Origin of the sequence: Chitinophaga sp. HK235, assembly GCF_018255755.1 — a bacterium.
Classification (GTDB): Bacteria; Bacteroidota; Bacteroidia; order Chitinophagales; family Chitinophagaceae; genus Chitinophaga.
The window spans coordinates 5,124,710-5,139,206 of record NZ_CP073766.1 but is presented as its reverse complement, the minus strand read 5'-3'; the positions used below and the strand labels follow the sequence as shown (position 1 = coordinate 5,139,206).

Annotated in this window: 12 protein-coding genes; 7 read left to right on the top strand and 5 right to left on the bottom strand. The window is 47.8% G+C overall.

The window, feature by feature from the left end; genetic code table 11:
• Nucleotides 1–78 precede the first annotated feature (78 nt).
• The 3 genes from KD145_RS19205 to KD145_RS19195 all read left to right on the top strand — a co-directional run bounded on the left by KD145_RS19205 (nucleotide 79) and on the right by KD145_RS19195 (nucleotide 3,374).
• Nucleotides 79–1,053, top strand: coding sequence for an SIS domain-containing protein (locus tag KD145_RS19205; protein ID WP_212000895.1), 975 nt, complete (start codon nucleotides 79–81; stop codon nucleotides 1,051–1,053).
• Between the two features lie 2 nt (nucleotides 1,054–1,055).
• On the top strand, nucleotides 1,056–2,147 hold the full coding sequence (locus KD145_RS19200; RefSeq protein WP_212000893.1) for a mannose-1-phosphate guanylyltransferase: 1,092 nt from the start codon (nucleotides 1,056–1,058) through the stop codon (nucleotides 2,145–2,147).
• Nucleotides 2,148–2,240: 93 nt separating this feature from the next.
• Entirely contained in the window at nucleotides 2,241–3,374 is a 1,134-nt protein-coding gene (locus KD145_RS19195) for a methionine aminotransferase (RefSeq protein ID WP_212000891.1), read from the top strand.
• 153 nt (nucleotides 3,375–3,527) lie between these two features.
• Here KD145_RS19195 and KD145_RS19190 read toward each other — a convergent pair whose 3' ends face one another.
• The 3 genes from KD145_RS19190 to KD145_RS19180 all read right to left on the bottom strand — a co-directional run bounded on the left by KD145_RS19190 (nucleotide 3,528) and on the right by KD145_RS19180 (nucleotide 6,440).
• Nucleotides 3,528–4,211, bottom strand: coding sequence for a carbonic anhydrase family protein (locus KD145_RS19190; RefSeq protein WP_256441224.1), 684 nt, complete (start codon nucleotides 4,209–4,211; stop codon nucleotides 3,528–3,530).
• Between the two features lie 75 nt (nucleotides 4,212–4,286).
• On the bottom strand, nucleotides 4,287–5,936 hold the full coding sequence (locus tag KD145_RS19185) for a SulP family inorganic anion transporter (RefSeq protein ID WP_212000889.1): 1,650 nt from the start codon (nucleotides 5,934–5,936) through the stop codon (nucleotides 4,287–4,289).
• Between the two features lie 210 nt (nucleotides 5,937–6,146).
• The gene (locus KD145_RS19180) at nucleotides 6,147–6,440 is read right to left on the bottom strand and encodes a hypothetical protein (protein ID WP_212000888.1); all 294 of its coding nucleotides are present in this window, start codon (nucleotides 6,438–6,440) and stop codon (nucleotides 6,147–6,149) included.
• A 404-nt stretch (nucleotides 6,441–6,844) separates the two neighbouring features.
• On the opposite strand from KD145_RS19180, the gene KD145_RS19175 reads away from it, so the two are divergent.
• From KD145_RS19175 to KD145_RS19160, 4 genes are all read left to right on the top strand, one after another.
• On the top strand, nucleotides 6,845–7,183 hold the full coding sequence (locus tag KD145_RS19175; protein WP_212000886.1) for a PadR family transcriptional regulator: 339 nt from the start codon (nucleotides 6,845–6,847) through the stop codon (nucleotides 7,181–7,183).
• Between the two features lie 37 nt (nucleotides 7,184–7,220).
• Nucleotides 7,221–8,909, top strand: coding sequence for a PspC domain-containing protein (locus tag KD145_RS19170; RefSeq protein ID WP_212000884.1), 1,689 nt, complete (start codon nucleotides 7,221–7,223; stop codon nucleotides 8,907–8,909).
• 150 nt (nucleotides 8,910–9,059) lie between these two features.
• Nucleotides 9,060–11,192, top strand: coding sequence for a ferrous iron transport protein B (gene feoB, locus KD145_RS19165; RefSeq protein ID WP_212000882.1), 2,133 nt, complete (start codon nucleotides 9,060–9,062; stop codon nucleotides 11,190–11,192).
• 44 nt (nucleotides 11,193–11,236) lie between these two features.
• Nucleotides 11,237–12,139, top strand: coding sequence for a M28 family peptidase (locus KD145_RS19160; protein ID WP_212000881.1), 903 nt, complete (start codon nucleotides 11,237–11,239; stop codon nucleotides 12,137–12,139).
• A gap of 68 nt (nucleotides 12,140–12,207) precedes the next feature.
• On the opposite strand, the gene KD145_RS19155 is transcribed toward KD145_RS19160, so the two are convergent.
• Both KD145_RS19155 and KD145_RS19150 read right to left on the bottom strand, forming a co-directional pair.
• On the bottom strand, nucleotides 12,208–13,626 hold the full coding sequence (locus KD145_RS19155) for a S41 family peptidase (protein WP_212000880.1): 1,419 nt from the start codon (nucleotides 13,624–13,626) through the stop codon (nucleotides 12,208–12,210).
• A gap of 49 nt (nucleotides 13,627–13,675) precedes the next feature.
• Nucleotides 13,676–14,311: a DUF922 domain-containing protein gene (locus KD145_RS19150; RefSeq protein WP_212000879.1), complete on the bottom strand. Its 636-nt coding sequence runs from the start codon at nucleotides 14,309–14,311 to the stop codon at nucleotides 13,676–13,678.
• Nucleotides 14,312–14,497 lie beyond the last annotated feature (186 nt).

Below are 14,497 nucleotides of genomic sequence, written 5' to 3'. Positions count from 1 at the left end.
TAAAAAAGCGCGTAGTATCAATATAAATTCCATGATCGTACTGGTGCTGACTAAAAAATGATAAATTTGTAAATCGTCATGAAAAGGAATGGAACTATTAACATCGGAACAGTAGCCAAACGGACAATTGCCATGGAGGCAGCGGCTATTAATGATTTGCAGCAGTTTATAGATGCAGATTTTGAAAGAGTTGTTGAACTGGTCGCCCAATGTGAGGGACGTCTGGTAGTGACGGGCATCGGTAAAAGCGCTATTATCGCCCAGAAAATCGTGGCCACATTAAATTCCACGGGCACGCAGGCTTTGTTCATGCACGCAGCGGACGCCATCCACGGCGACCTGGGGATGATACGTCAGGAAGATATCGTGTTGTGTATCTCCAAAAGTGGTACCTCCGCGGAAATTAAAGTGCTGGTCCCCCTGGTTAAGAATTTTGGTAACATACTGGTGGCTATGGTAGGAAATACCAACTCCTTCCTCGCACAGGAAGCAGACTATATCCTCAACACCAGCGTAAGCCAGGAAGCTTGTCCCAACAACCTCGCACCCACGACCAGCACCACCGCTCAGCTGGCTATGGGAGATGCGCTGGCCGTTTGCCTGATCGAATGGCACGGATTTACAGCGGCAGATTTTGCGAAGTTCCATCCCGGTGGCGCATTGGGCAAAAAACTATACCTGAAAGTAGCAGATCTCAGCAAACTACACCAGGCTCCCAGCGTACTATTAACCAGTACCTTACGGGAAGTGATCGTGGAGATATCTTCCAAAATGCTGGGTGTAACAGCTGTACTGGATGAAAAAGGTGGATTACAGGGCATCATCACCGATGGTGATCTGCGTCGCATGCTGGAAAAAAATGTTTCCACAGGAGAGGTGACAGCAAAAGATATTATGTCTGTCAACCCTAAAGCAATCCAGCAAAATGAACTGGCCATCAATGCATTGGAAATGATGCGCCAGCATGATATCACCCAGCTGCTGGCCATGGACGGCGAGCGGTATAGTGGTATCATTCACTTACATGATTTAATCAGAGAAGGAATTATATAGCAATGACACAACTGAACAGCCATTTTTACGTGGCAATTATGGCCGGTGGAATCGGCAGTCGCTTCTGGCCTCACAGCCGCACAGATAATCCCAAGCAGTTCCTGGATATTTTGAATACCGGGAAAACATTGCTTCAATGGACGTATGAACGATTTTTAAGTTTCATCCCCAAGGAGAATATCTTTGTGGTCACCCATCAGCAATATACCGGGAAGGTTGCCGAACAACTCCCTGAGATCGCTGAAGCCAATATCGTCAGCGAACCATCCCGTAAAAATACTGCCCCTTGTGTTGCCTATATCTCCCATAAAATACATAAGCAGGACCCACTGGCTAACATCATCTGTGCCCCCGCCGATCACCTGATCGTCGATGGACCAGCCTTTACCAATGCCTGCCTCAATGCACTCCTGTTTGTTCAGAAACACAGTGCCCTCGTAACACTGGGTATCAAACCTACCCGCCCCGACACCGGCTATGGTTATATCCAGTACGAACCACAACAAGTGGCCGACAACGTGTACAAGGTGAAAACCTTTACCGAAAAACCCAACATGGAACTGGCCAAAACATTTCTGCAAAGCGGCGACTTCCTCTGGAACGCCGGCATCTTCGTATGGAACGTTAAAACCATCCTCTCCGCATTCAGGGAATACCTGCCGGAAATAGACGAGCTCTTCGCACAAAGCTCCTACGCACTTAATACCCCCGAAGAAAAAGATGTGATCGAAAAAGTATACCCGCAATGCACCAACATCTCCATAGATTACGGTATTATGGAGAAAGCAGATAATGTATACGTGATCCCGTCCAACTTTGGCTGGAGCGACCTGGGCACCTGGGCTTCCGCCTACGAAAACCTCGAAAAAGACTACCTCGGCAATGCAGTACAGGGCAAAAATGTTGTCGTAATAGACGCCACCAAATGTATGGTGAAAGTCCCCAATGATAAACTGGTACTCCTGCAGGGACTCGACGAATTTATCGTAATCGACACCCAGGACGTGCTGCTCATCTGCAAAAAAGATAATGAACAGCAAATCAAGGAATACGTAGCAGAAATCAAACGCAATAAAGGCGATAAATTCCTGTAACAATCACGGATTATAAATTATAAATTACGAATTACGAATAACAAATAACACCATTCGTAATTCGTAATTTGTAGTCCGTAATTGTAACTGTCTATGTCCAAATTACCTCACACAGGAACCACCATCTTTTCCGTTATGTCAGCCCTGGCAGCGGAACACAAGGCTATTAATCTCTCACAGGGCTTCCCGGATTATGATTGCAGCGATGAACTGAAGGAAATGGTCTCACTGGCCATGCAGCAAGGGCATAACCAATATGCGCCCATGCCCGGCCTGATGCAGCTACGCTCAGCCATCGCCGCTAAAATCAAAAGTCTTTATCAGCAAAACATCAACCCGGACACCGACATTACCATCACCCCTGGTGGCACTTATGCGATCTATACGGCCATCGCTACCTACATCCATCCGGGTGATGAAGTGATCATTTTTGAACCCGCCTATGACAGCTACATTCCCAATGTACTGGTCAACGGTGGCAAACCGGTGCTGATCCCCTTGTCTTTCCCGGAATACCGGATCAACTGGGAAACCGTGCGCAGCAAAATAACGCCCCGCACTAAAATGATCATGGTCAACACACCACACAACCCTACCGGCAGCATCCTGCAGGAAGAAGACATGGCAGAGCTGGAAAAACTGGTAGCGGAATTTAATATCCTCGTACTGTCTGATGAGGTATATGAACACCTGGTGTTTGATGGCGCACGCCACCTGAGTGTGTTACGCTATCCGGCGATTTACCGTAATAGCTTTGTGACCTTTTCCTTCGGAAAGGTTTTCCACAACACCGGCTGGAAAATGGGGTATTGCGTAGCGCCGGAACACCTGATGAAAGAATACCGGAAAGTGCACCAGTATCTCTGTTTTTCTGTAAATACTCCGATGCAGTACGGACTGGCCCGGTTTCTGGAAACCCCCGCGCATTATCTCGAACTGCCGGCATTTTACCAGCAGAAAAGGGACTATTTTCTGGAACTAATGAAAGATTCACGTTTCACGCCATTACACAGCCAGGGAAGTTATTTTCAGCTGATGCGCTATGACCGGATTTCTTCGGAAGGAGACAAGGAATTTGCTGTGAGGCTGACAAAAGAATTTGGCGTGGCTGCCATTCCTGTGTCCGCATTTTATCAGGATGGAAAGGATGATCATGTGGTCCGCTTCTGTTTTGCCAAAAAAGAAACCACCCTGGAACAGGCTGCAGCAAGGTTAAGAGCGATATAGCGCCCAAAATATCTGCCTCAGCAAACAAAAAAGATATAATGGGGCCTTGATAACGGTTTAACTGGTACCCCTATAAAAACCCGCTAAACATTGTTATCTCAGCCCCATTAATATCACAAGCAAACATACATCTCCGGTAAGGGAGACATTTTATTAAACGGCCATGGCTGGAGCCGTTTCCTTATCGTTGTTCAGGATAAGTGTATGTTCCATAAAAGTTACGACCCCCGTTTCCACGTCGTACATAGCGCCAATGATACCCACATCACCTTTCAGGATCATGTCACGAAGGATATGGCTTTGTTCCATGATCGCCTGTACGGAACGTTCTATATGTATATTGGTCACCGCACTTACGAATTCCGGGTTTTTGGAAGTACGGTTTTCGGTGATGGTTTTTTCTGCAAATACAGCCGGAGTGATTTTGTTGAGCAAACCGGTGAGATTGCCCATTTCTACAGCGTCGCAGGCGCCGCAGATAGCACCGCATTTGGTATGGCCCAATACCACAATAAATTTGGAGCCGGCAGCCTTGCAGGCATATTCCAGGCTTCCAAGCACGTTGTCGGAAATAACGGCACCTGCCAGGCGGATACTGAAGATGTCTCCCAGTCCCTGATCAAATACCAGTTCCGCGGAAGTGCGGGAGTCCATGCAGCTTACGATGGCAGCCATCGGCCACTGGCCGTCGGAGGTATCATTCACCATCTGCAGCAGGTTACGGTTGATACGCAGGTTGTCCACAAAACGCAGGTTGCCTGCTTTTAATAATTCCAAAGCTTGTCTTGGTGTAATCTCACTCTGTGATACTTTATTCAGTGTTTTCATGATATTCATTTTGTTGGGTGAAAAAAGGAGGGAAGAGAGCATGGTTTCCTTTCTCTTGCCTCGATTTGTGTTGAAGCCATCCGTCTAGTTCAGTTGCAATTGTTTGAGCAATTCTTTATGATTGCCGGCGGCTATCGTGTGTACGTTGCCGTTACTCCGGCGATTGTGCTCCTCTACTTGGCTCCCGGGGGTGTTAGGAATTTTGTATACGTCCTTGAACCCGGTGAGGATGACCGTAATATTTTTTTGTGGTGCTTTGATGTCCTTGAATTCCCGGATCGTCTGCAATACGTCGAAGTCGATATAGGCCGTTTTTTCAGCGTCTATCACTACGGTAGTGTCGGAAGGCAGGTGGTCCAGGGTCAGGAGAATACTGGCTTTATTGAGGAAAGACACTTCCTGGGCCAGTTCCAGCCGGATGCTGTCGCCGGTCTGATATTTTTCCTTACGGAAATAGTAGGAGCTCTTCATGTTACCACGCAGGATAGCCAGGATGCTAACGGCCATACCAATAGCGATACCGATCAGCAGGTCGGTGAATACGATCGCTGCCACGGTGGCTACGAAAGGCACCCACTGGTATTTACCGTTTTTGAACATTTCCTTGAAGACCTCCAGTTTGCACAGTTTATAACCGGTAACCAGCAGTACAGCAGCCAGGGTGGCCAGCGGGATCATGTTGAGCACCATTGGTATCAGGCCTGCACAGATCAGGAGCAGGGCGCCGTGTACCATAGAGGCCAGTTTGGTGCGTCCGCCGGCATTGATGTTGGCGCTGGAACGAACTATCACGGAAGTGATAGGCAACCCGCCAATCATCCCGCTGACGATATTGCCGATACCCTGCGCTTTCAGTTCCCGGTTAGGAGAGGTATAACGTTTCAGCGGATCTAGCTTGTCGGTGGCTTCTACGTTGAGCAATGTCTCCACAGAGGCGATGATCGCAATGGTAAGGCCGGTTATCCACACTTCTTTATTAGTAATGGCGCTGAACCTCGGGAAAGTAAACTGGCCCAGGAAGTCGGAAAAACTTTCCGGTACCGGCAGACTTACCAGGTGATTGGTCCCCAGTGCCAGCACTTCATTGCCTGCAAATACACGGTTCAGCAGAATGCCTGCAATTACAGCCACGAGCGGTGCTGGTACCAGATTTAATTTGGGGACCTTGCTCCAATACAGAATGATAAAAATGGATATGAGGGTGATAACTGTTGCTCCGATATTGATGTGGTTGACAGCTGACAGCAATGCGCTGAAAGTGTTTTCCCCATCTGCCTGGAAAAAGGCAATGCTGCCTTCGCTGTCGGCATCATAGCCAAACGCGTGAGGCAATTGTTTTAAAATGATGATGATACCAATGGCTGCCAGCATGCCCGTGATGACGTTGGAAGGGAAGTAGTTGGCTACCGTTCCTGCCTTAACGAGCCCCAGCAGCAGCTGCAGGGCGCCACCGATTACAACAGCGAGTAAAAAGATGTCGAATGCCCCCAGTTTGGTAATGGCCGACAACACAATGGCGGTAAGGCCTGCGGCCGGACCACTCACACTCAGCTGTGAACCGCTGAAAAAACCGATAACGAGACCGCCAATAATACCGGCGATCATACCGGCAAAGAGCGGAGCGCCGGAGGCCAGGGCAATGCCCAGACACAGCGGCACAGCAATGAGGAAAACAACGAGACCCGCGGAGAAGTCCCCCTTAATATTGGAGAAGATTGATGTTTGCTTGTTCATAAAAAATGGTTTTTCCGTTGAAGGATCGCCATTCCGGGCAGCAGCCAGCGCTGCAACCACGGAAATTATTACAGATGACACACCCTTTGGGGTACATATAACGGTATCACGCTAACGGATACACGATGTCCCTAAAGTGTCTGAATGTTGAAAAAAACAATAAGAAAATAGAAATAACAGGCTGACTGTGATTACAGTAGCTCGATCTGATTACGCCCTATAGTTATTGGGAGGAGGTGCGTGGATTTCCTGGGCCGGATTGCTGGGGATATCCTCCATTAAAAGAGGTTGCAAAACGCCTAATAATAATACCGGGTTAAACTCAAGTGGATCAAATACTTTACAGAACTTCAGTTCTTTAGCCATTTTCACATGGTCACCACCCGCATCAATGGGATGTTCTTCCACAATCTGATTATTAAACAGCAGCTTTCCTACTTCCTTAATAGGAAGTAACTGGGAAACCATAAGGCCCAAAAGAAATATGCCGATAATTTTCTTCATTGTGTTAAGCACTGATACAAAAGTAATTGAGGGAACCGATATATACTAAGTTACGGTAATTAAAAAAATGTTAAAGCGATTTATGATCAGTGGATGGATTTGTTTCCCCTTTAATAATATGTCAAAACAATGCACTTTGCCATTTATCCTCTATATTAACCATTCATCACTTTGTTTGTTCCAACGCATTTTCTGATTTTTTAAGGAGATGTATATCTGTGGCCACTTTCCACTGATTTTACGGTAATATTCAAAACAAGTTATTTTGCTTTATATGGTATTGTGTATTGCATAGTAGTAAATAATTCCTATTTTTGTATCAGAAAGTCGGAGGTAGGTGTACAGGACTGACGACTGACTAAAATCAAAAACCACCATAAATAAACAATTAAAGCTCACTTGCCATGAACATTGATAACACACAGTCACAAATGCGGAAGGGGGTGCTTGAGTTTTGTATTCTGTCCGTAATCAAGCAAGGAGAAGCTTACCCATCAGACATCATTGAAAAGATGAAAGAGGCAAAGCTCGACATTCTGGAGGGTACCTTATATCCCTTGCTGACACGGCTCAAAAATGCGGAGTTACTCACCTACAGATGGGTTGAAAGTAGCTCCGGCCCACCCCGGAAATATTTTTCCATGACCGACAAAGGCGAAACCTTTTATAAGGAGCTGGAAAGCACCTGGAACGAACTGGCCAATGCGGTCCATCAACTCACACAGAACAGCTCAGCTGTGTAGCTATATACCTAAACCTAAAATCTAAAAGAACCAACAAATGAAAAAGATTATTAACATAAACCTGTCGAGTCGGCTCATTCCCATTGAGGATAGTGCTTACGAGATGCTGCGTCAGTATCTGGACAGTCTGAAATCATATTTTTCAAAAGAAGATGGAGGCGACGAAATTGTGGCTGACATTGAAAGCCGTATCGCTGAGCTGTTCCAGGACAAACTGAAAAAAGGTGCCCACTGCATTACCGATGAGGACGTGGTGGCTGTAAAAGCCTCTATGGGTACGCCTGAGCAGTTTGATGATGCCCCCGGTAACAGCAATACCAAGTCTCAAACCACAGACAATGCGGAGGCATTCATTCCCCGTCCGCGTAAACGCCTCTACCGCGATCCGGAAAATAAAGTGCTGAGTGGTGTTTGTAGCGGTCTGGGTGCTTATTTCAACGTAGACCCGGTGATCTTCCGTATCATCTTCGCCCTCCTGGCCATCGGAGGCTTCGGTAGCGGCGTACTGGTGTACTTTATCCTCTGGGTAGCTACACCTTCTGCTGACACCGCTGCTGAAAAGCTGGAAATGAGAGGCGAAAAGGTGGACCTCAACAACATCAAAACCACCATTCAGGAAGAATTAAATAACATGAAGGGCCAAATGAAAAACGTAGGAAATGATTTCCGAAATTTTTCTCAGGGCCGCGGAAAACAAGTAGGTAATGACCTGGAGCACTTTTTTATGAACCTTGCAAAGGGGCTGGGAAATGTCGTGATGTTTGTTACCAAAGGATTCTTTTACTTTCTGGCAGTAGTTATATTGATCTGCCTGATTGTAACAGGCGTAGCGATCGCTATTTCTTCCGCGGCCCTGTTTCCTTTGAATGACCTGATGCTCAGCACTCCGACACAGAAATATCTTTTCTGGCCAGCTTTCGGGCTGCTGTTTGGAATACCAGTAGTGGCACTGCTGATCTTCATTGTCCGTAAGCTCACCGGTATTAAACAAGGCAGCCGTTATGCCGGATATACCCTGATGTTCCTCTGGTTACTGGGGCTGGCTTTAGGCAGCATCGTTGTTACCTCTGTAGTGAAGGACCTCAGAAGACGCAGTAACCTGCCAGCGGAAGTGGTGGCTATCAAACAGCCATCCCATAACAAACTTGTCCTCCGCGTGGCTCCGGGTATGCTCACCGGTCACAATGACTTTTCCTTCTTCGACAGCAACCTGCTGGTAGCTGATGATACAACCGTGATCAACCTGGTAAAACTCAGGGTCGAAAAAAGCCAGACTGACAGCTTCAAGGTGGAATTGTACCGCTATTCCCAGGGCCGTACGCTGCAACAGGCGAACCAGCTGGCCAACGATATACAATTCAGCCTTAAACAAGAAGACTCCGTGCTGTACATTCCGGAAGGATTTTCCCTGCCCAGGCATTCTAAATTCCGCGGTCAGCGTCTGCTGATGGTGGTAAAAGTACCGGTAGGCAAAAACATCGAAATAGGAGACGAGATCTACCGCCATTTCTCTTTCGATAAATACGGCCGCCGCTATAATGACGATGACTGGGTTATTGGCAGCGATTCCGACGATTGGGATGACAGAAGCGGTTCCAGCACCCTGAAAATGACGCCATCAGGAATTTCTGACGAATCAGCTGAAAAGTCCTCAGAAACAAAAATCAGCCGGGATTCCACCGAAGCTGTCTACCACTATAAAGGTAATGACACCATACGCAAGTAGTTATATATTCTCAGCCAATCAAATAAGAACGGGGCTGGCCTTTTAAGGTCAGCCCCGCTTCTTTTTTCCCGATCCGATCATTACCCAGGCCGATTAATGTTTAACTTTGTGTATTCGGCATATAATATTAAAAAATAGGATAAGATAAGGATGCAGGCACCTATAAACATCGCGCTGGTAGGAAATCCGAATAGTGGAAAAAGCTCCCTTTTTAACGCACTGACCGGGTTAAATCAGAAAGTAAGCAACTTCCCCGGAGTAACGGTAGATAAGAAAACCGGAACGGCCACCATCGTTCCCGGGCTTTCGACCAACATTATTGACCTTCCGGGTACCTACAGCCTGTACCCTAAAAGTGCCGATGAGTACGTAACCTACGATGTGCTGATCAATCCGGGCAATGAAGACAAGCCGGACCTGATAGTCATTGTAGCCGATGCTTCCAACCTGAAACGTAATCTCCTCTTCTGTTCCCAGATCATCGACCTGAAAAAACCGGTGATCATCGCCCTCACTATGATGGACATCGCCCGCAAAAAAGGCGTGGAAATAGACATCGATGGGCTGGAAAGGGAACTGGGCGTGCCGATCGTAGCTATCAACCCCCGCAAAAACAAAGGGGTGACTGAGCTCAAAAAAATCATCGAGCTGGCCGCCCGCGGCCACTACAGCGCAGCCCCCAGGGATTTTATCGCCAATGCGGCCCTGGCTAAAGCAGTAACCGACGATGTCAAAAAAGCGGTGCCGGCCAGCAGCGACTATGGTGCGCTGCACATCGCCGTTAACACCGAGGAACTGACCTTCCTCGACGCCGGGCAGAAACAGGCCATCCGTCAATCCCTGCAAACAAACCAGTTCAATAAAACCAAAGTACAGGCCGAAGAGATCATGCAACGGTACAACCGTATCAAGCATATCATGAAAGCGGCCGTGGTGGAAACAGATCCACTGCAGAAACAGCTGCGCTCCGAAAAAATCGACGACCTGCTGCTGCATCGTTTCTGGGGATATGTGATCCTGCTGGTAGTGATGTTCCTGCTGTTCCAGAGTATCTTCTGGCTGGCTTCCTATCCGATGGATTGGATAGAAGGAAGCTTCGGAAAACTCAGCGGCTGGCTTACTGCTGTACTGCCCAACAACAAAATCACAGATGTTTTTGTGAATGGTATCCTGGCCGGTATCAGCGGATTTGCGGTATTTATCCCGCAGATCATGATCCTGTTTGGCCTGATCACCGTTCTGGAAGATACCGGATATATGGCACGTATCAGTTTCCTGACCGACCGCCTCATGCGACAGGTAGGGCTGAATGGTAAATCGGTGATGCCGCTGATCAGTGGCGTGGCCTGTGCAGTGCCTGCCATCATGGCCACCCGTACCATCGAAAACAAAAAAGAAAGACTGATCACCATCCTTGTCACCCCGTTGATGAGCTGTTCCGCCAGGCTGCCGATCTACACCATGATGATTGCGCTGGTAATCCCCGATAAAAGAGTGCTCGGTATCCTGGGCCTGAGGGGACTGGTGATGATGGGCCTTTACCTGCTGGGCTTCTTTATGGCGGTTTTCATTGCAGCCGTTATGAAGCTGTTTGTGCGCATTAAAGAGAAGAGCTATTTTATCATGGAACTGCCCGTATACCGCGCTCCGCGCTGGAAAAACGTGGGAACTACCATGGTGGAAAAAGCCCGCATCTTTGTCACTGATGCCGGTAAGGTGATCGTGGTCATCTCTGTATGTCTCTGGTTCCTGGCGTCTTATGGGCCTGCCAGCAGAATGGAGCCGCTACATGCCAAATATGAAAAACTGATAGCCGCGGTGCCAGCCGGCTCCGAACAGGCAGATGCACTGGACAGGGAGTTCCGCTCCGAGAAACTGTCACATTCCTACGCCGGTATCCTCGGACATGCTATTGAACCAGCTATCCGTCCGCTGGGATTTGACTGGAAAATAGGTATTGCCCTGATCACCTCTTTCGCTGCCCGTGAAGTATTTGTGGGCACCATGGCCACCTTATACAGTGTGGGCGAAAATCCGGCAGACAACAACGCAACCCTGCGTGAAAAAATGGCGTCGGCCAAATGGCCCGACGGCAGGCCGGTATACACGCTCGCCACAGGCTTGTCTCTGATGCTTTTTTATGCATTCGCCATGCAGTGTATGAGTACAATGGCCATCGTAAAAAGGGAAACAAAATCGTGGAAAATACCAGTACTGCAGCTCACTTACATGACTTCACTGGCGTATATCTGCAGCCTGATTATCTTTAATATCTTCAAATAATATCTTTTGTACATTGCAGGTAATGCTCACCAAAACGCATTACTATGAAATTGTTTTGTTACAGCTTATGTCTGCTTTTCGCCGGGCCATTGCTGGCGCAGTCTACCGTCGATTCGTCCCTGTTAATGAACGACGTACGCACCCTATCTGCCGATAAATATGAGGGCCGCAAAACCGGTACTCCCGGCAGCCGCATGGCACAGTTTTATATCATTGACAGGTTCAAACAGATAGGGATCACTCCCTATAATAGTACCTATGAGTATCCCTTCTATTTTCAATTAGGTCCCAAGAGGATAATGGGTACTAACCTCTTCGGTTATATCCAGGGACAAACCGACGATGTTATCGTTATCTCCGCCCACTACGATCATCTCGGTATCGGAAGGCCCAATGCAGCAAAGGACAGCATCTATAACGGCGCAGATGACAACGCTTCCGGTGTAGGTACCATCCTGGCACTGGCTGCCTATTTTAAAAAGAATCCGCCCAAACACACACTGCTGTTTGTTGCATTCGACGCAGAAGAACAAGGACTCCAGGGCGCCAAAGCCTTTGTGCAGCAGCCTCCGGTGCCGTTGAATAAAATCATCCTCGACATCAACATGGACATGGTGGCGCACAACGATAAAAACGAATTGTACGTCTGTGGCACCGCGCCTTATCCTCAGCTGAAAAAATACATCGATACCGTGGCGGCGCATAGCACTGTCAAACTGCTGGCAGGCCATGATACACCCGGCTCCGGCGGGGATGACTGGACCAACCAGAGTGACCAGGGCCCTTTTAATGCCCGGAAGATACCATTCCTCTACTTCGGGGTGGAAGATCATCCGGATTATCACCAGCTAACGGATGAGTATACACGTATTAATCATCATTTCTATTATCAGGCGGTGAAAACCATCCTCCAGGTAACAAAAGACATAGATACCGGAATGAATTAATCTCCCGGAGATATAAAGACGAAGCCCGCAAAGTGTAAAACTTTGCGGGCTTCGTCTTTATAATAGTGTTAGTTTCTGTTTGTCTGTATCATGCCCTGGAAGCGGTCTGTGCTCTGATGTATAACAGCCTTCCGGTTGGTGGTAAGGCTGGCGGCCCTTCCCAGCTGGCTAACCGGGATACCCATATCGGTGAGGGCTGTACGAAGCATCGGATCATTAAAGCTGCCCCAGTTGTTGGTATAATCATCTGTTACGGTGATGTTGGGAGCGATACCGTCGAAATAATTGCCTTCACCGTTAGCATTAAATGTCTGGAAACAAACGGCATACATATCATATTGCCCGAAGGGGATGTTGATAAAACCTACTGGTTTGCCGTAAGTGGTGGTACCAATCAGGTGCGGCTGCATCGTCGGCTTCAGCACATTGTACAGCAGCTCGCTGGCAGAAACGGTGCTATAGGTGACAAGAAAGCTCAGATTAGTGAGTCCAAGGGAACCTTGTTTCTTAAATGAAGTTGTTTTATAGGTGGTGGATTCCTGCCGGAAAATGTCGTACCAGTACCGTGTAGGGTAGTAGGGAAGCGCCCTCATGTTCCGGAAGATATAGCTGTATTGATTGGTGTTGACGTTATTGTTGAAAGACTGGGTATACATCACCGTGTTATTGGCGTTGGCTGGTGCCAGATTGTTGGCGAGGTATTCAGCTGTTTCCAGCAGTCCGCCGCCATTGTAGCGAAGGTCCATGATCATGCGGGTTACACCGGCCTGTGAAAAGGCGTTGAACAGGGAGTCGAACTGTGGTTTTACATCATTGAGCGCAACGAAGTTGTTAAAAACGATATAGCCAACTTTGGTCCCATTGAAATTGAAAGTGTTGGCGTACAGGATGGGATTCAGCGAATAGTTGGCAGGAGCGAGCGTAAGGCTTTGACTGTTGTTGCCGGGCTTGAGAAAAGTATAAGCGGAATTGGTAGAGAAGGCATTATTGAGCAGGTTATCGGTGACCTGTCCTACCTGAAAACGGGAGATGCCATTTACGCTGGTAAGCTGCCACCCGCGCTTGATTCCGGCTTTGTCTGCCGGTGAACCAGGATACACATAAATAACAAACAGCGTGGAATCAGTCTGATAGCCTACTTCAAAGCCTACATTACCAACCATGCCTTCCTGAAGGGCCCGGGAGGTGGTGCCATCATCCAGGAAGCTGTATTTGTCCAGTGCTTTTCCGGAGGTGTTGTTTTTCTTTATTTTGATGAGGGCGCTGAACATATCCACGGGTCTCGTATAACTTTCCGGTTTGAAAGTAGCGGAATCGGGGATTACATCCGACCACAGGTAGATATCTTTAAAGGCAGCGAAAATACTGTCATTGATATTGGGCCAGACCCGCTGAGCATCAGTGCGGTCATTTTTTTTGCAGGAGGATAAGATCGCGGCAAATAAAAAGCAGGTGATCAGCCACCTGAAGGGTTGATTTGGTTGCATATGACAAATTTAGCATAACTGCATAGAATAAACGAGTATCGGTCCTGAACTATTGCGGACCAAATTTGCCAAAGAGGTCAAACCCGAGTTCTTCCGGCATTACACCCTTGTTTTTGAGGCCCAGGATAATTTTGTCTCGCCAGTGGACTTGCGCAGCCATATCAGTACCATGGTGAGTTTCGCGGTCAAAGGCGTACTGCATGCGGTTCATTTCCTGGAAAGATTGGAGATACTGATATTGTATAACACTATCATAGTCGTCCCGGTTCAATGCTGTTTGCCGGAGTTTTTGTTTGAATCTTTCCACCACCAGGCGGGTGATGTCAAAATGCAGCTGTTCATGCATCAGCGCATAGTTTTCCCTGGCATCATCCCTTACCCAGGAAGCACTTTTTATAAAGAATACCTGCATGATGAGCCTGATCTTCAGGGTATCGTGGACGAGGTTGCTGCTGCCTTCATAGGAAAAGCTGGTGTAGGATACAGCGGCGCTGGGGCCGGCAGGGGACGGTTTGCCCAGGAAGTCATCCCAGCGGAGCTTACGTGCGGGCGAATAAAAAAGGGTATCTGCCGCCTTTTTGTCGGTTTCTTCCCGGTCTTCAATCGTCAGCTGGATCGCTGTTATTTTGGTGGGAGGAGCGGGGAGGGTGCGCACTTTCATCTGCCCGAAGGGCAGAAAAAACATACATAATATATGTAAAAAAGATGGCATGCTTTAACTACAACGAGACTAAAATTAGGAAAATGACTGGCTGCCCGTTGCACGGACGGAAAATTTGTAAATTCTATAACATTTGGCCGGTGTTTTAACAATCATTTTTCTGCCGGAAACGGGCTTTTTTCCGTAATTTACTTCCAACCAAAACAATCG

Coding starts and splice junctions, on each gene's coding strand:
- KD145_RS19205 (WP_212000895.1), top strand. CDS start 79: ATGAAAAGGAATGGAACTATTAACATCGGAACAGTAGCCAAACGGACA.
- KD145_RS19200 (WP_212000893.1), top strand. CDS start 1,056: ATGACACAACTGAACAGCCATTTTTACGTGGCAATTATGGCCGGTGGA.
- KD145_RS19195 (WP_212000891.1), top strand. CDS start 2,241: ATGTCCAAATTACCTCACACAGGAACCACCATCTTTTCCGTTATGTCA.
- KD145_RS19190 (WP_256441224.1), bottom strand. CDS start 4,211: ATGAATATCATGAAAACACTGAATAAAGTATCACAGAGTGAGATTACA.
- KD145_RS19185 (WP_212000889.1), bottom strand. CDS start 5,936: ATGAACAAGCAAACATCAATCTTCTCCAATATTAAGGGGGACTTCTCC.
- KD145_RS19180 (WP_212000888.1), bottom strand. CDS start 6,440: ATGAAGAAAATTATCGGCATATTTCTTTTGGGCCTTATGGTTTCCCAG.
- KD145_RS19175 (WP_212000886.1), top strand. CDS start 6,845: ATGAACATTGATAACACACAGTCACAAATGCGGAAGGGGGTGCTTGAG.
- KD145_RS19170 (WP_212000884.1), top strand. CDS start 7,221: ATGAAAAAGATTATTAACATAAACCTGTCGAGTCGGCTCATTCCCATT.
- feoB (WP_212000882.1), top strand. CDS start 9,060: ATGCAGGCACCTATAAACATCGCGCTGGTAGGAAATCCGAATAGTGGA.
- KD145_RS19160 (WP_212000881.1), top strand. CDS start 11,237: ATGAAATTGTTTTGTTACAGCTTATGTCTGCTTTTCGCCGGGCCATTG.
- KD145_RS19155 (WP_212000880.1), bottom strand. CDS start 13,626: ATGCAACCAAATCAACCCTTCAGGTGGCTGATCACCTGCTTTTTATTT.
- KD145_RS19150 (WP_212000879.1), bottom strand. CDS start 14,311: ATGTTTTTTCTGCCCTTCGGGCAGATGAAAGTGCGCACCCTCCCCGCT.